Origin of the sequence: Nocardiopsis listeri NBRC 13360, from assembly GCF_001570765.1 — a bacterium.
Taxonomy (GTDB): domain Bacteria; phylum Actinomycetota; class Actinomycetes; order Streptosporangiales; family Streptosporangiaceae; genus Nocardiopsis; species Nocardiopsis listeri.
On sequence record NZ_BCSH01000124.1, the window covers coordinates 1 to 1,996 of the forward strand.

Consider the following 1,996-nt stretch of genomic DNA (forward strand, 5'->3'; position numbering starts at 1 on the left):
GGGTCCACTTTCGAGTCCGACCGACAACTAGAAAAAACGTCGGCCTGAAAAAGACTCCTTAGAAAGGAGGTGATCCAGCCGCACCTTCCGGTACGGCTACCTTGTTACGACTTCGTCCCAATCGCCAGCCCCACCTTCACTCATTCCCTCCCACAAGGGGTTAGGCCACAAGTTTCGGGTGTTGCCGACTTTCATGACGTGACGGGCGGTGTGTACAAGGCCCGGGAACGTATTCACCGCGGCGTTGCTGATCCGCGATTACTAGCGACTCCACCTTCATGGGGTCGAGTTGCAGACCCCAATCCGAACTGAGACCGGCTTTAAGGGATTCGCTCCACCTTACGGTCTCGCACGCCCATTGTACCGGCCATTGTAGCATGTTTGCAGCCCAAGACATAAGGGGCATGATGACTTGACGTCGTCCCCACCTTCCTCCGAGTTGACCCCGGCAGTCTCCCATGAGTCCCCACCATTACGTGCTGGCAACATGGAACAAGGGTTGCGCTCGTTGCGGGACTTAACCCAACATCTCACGACACGAGCTGACGACAGCCATGCACCACCTGTCACCCACCAACTAAATGACCCTGTATCTCTACAGGTCCACGGGTGATGTCAAACCTTGGTAAGGTTCTTCGCGTTGCGTCGAATTAAGCAACATGCTCCGCCGCTTGTGCGGGCCCCCGTCAATTCCTTTGAGTTTTAGCCTTGCGGCCGTACTCCCCAGGCGGGGCGCTTAATGCGTTAGCTACGGCGCGGAAACCGTGGAAAGTCCCCACACCTAGCGCCCAACGTTTACGGCATGGACTACCAGGGTATCTAATCCTGTTCGCTCCCCATGCTTTCGCTCCTCAGCGTCAGGTAAGGCCCAGAGACCCGCCTTCGCCACCGGTGTTCCTCCTGATATCTGCGCATTTCACCGCTACACCAGGAATTCCAGTCTCCCCTACCTACCTCTAGCGTGCCCGTATCCACTGCAGAACCGGAGTTAAGCCCCGGTCTTTCACAGCAGACGCGACACGCCGCCTACGAGCTCTTTACGCCCAATAATTCCGGACAACGCTCGGACCCTACGTATTACCGCGGCTGCTGGCACGTAGTTAGCCGGTCCTTATTCCCCACCTACCGTCAACCCCACGAGAACGTGGAGCCTGCGTTAGTGGTAAAAGAGGTTTACAACCCGAAGGCCGTCATCCCCCACGCGGCGTCGCTGCATCAGGCTTTCGCCCATTGTGCAATATTCCCCACTGCTGCCTCCCGCAGGAGTCTGGGCCGTGTCTCAGTCCCAGTGTGGCCGGTCGCCCTCTCAGGCCGGCTACCCGTAATCGCCTTGGTAGGCCTTTACCCCACCAACAAGCTGATAGGCCGCGAGCCCATCCCCAACCGAAAAAACTTTCCACTCGCACACCATGAGGTGGCGGGTCGTATCCGGTATTAGACGGCGTTTCCGCCGCTTATCCCAGAGTCGGGGGCAGGTTGCTCACGTGTTACTCACCCGTTCGCCGCTCGTGTACCCCGAAGGGCCTTACCGCTCGACTTGCATGTGTTAAGCACGCCGCCAGCGTTCGTCCTGAGCCAGGATCAAACTCTCCATAAAGGTCATACCACCCGTTCCGGCGACCTGTGAGGGTCGGCCTGGTCCGGGTAAACCTAGAAGAAATCCTGACCGATCAACTGGCGTTGATCAATCAAAGGAACCCTACACACGATGAAGTGTGTCGGGGCCAAAACAAACATGGCTTAAAGAAAATCAAACACGCGCTGTTGAGTTCTCAAGAAACAATCACTCTTCCCGTACAAGCTCCGGAATCCTGTGATTCTCGGCTGCTCTTCCGTGGAAGGCTTCTTCGTTGTGTCTTTACTTTATCAGGTGTTCCGTTTCCCGTCGAATCGGCGGTTTCGGTGTTCCTGATCGGGGTAAAGGTCCCGTTGTGCTTCTTTCGGCTTTCGCGTTTTCGCCTGGTGGCTTGAACGCTGGGCTTTTGAAGCGACTCTT

Annotated in this window: 1 rRNA gene; it reads right to left on the bottom strand. The window is 56.7% G+C overall.

The features are described from left to right. Positions 1-62: 62 nt before the first annotated feature. Positions 63-1,597 (bottom strand): 16S ribosomal RNA (locus NLI01S_RS24740). Positions 1,598-1,996 lie beyond the last annotated feature (399 nt).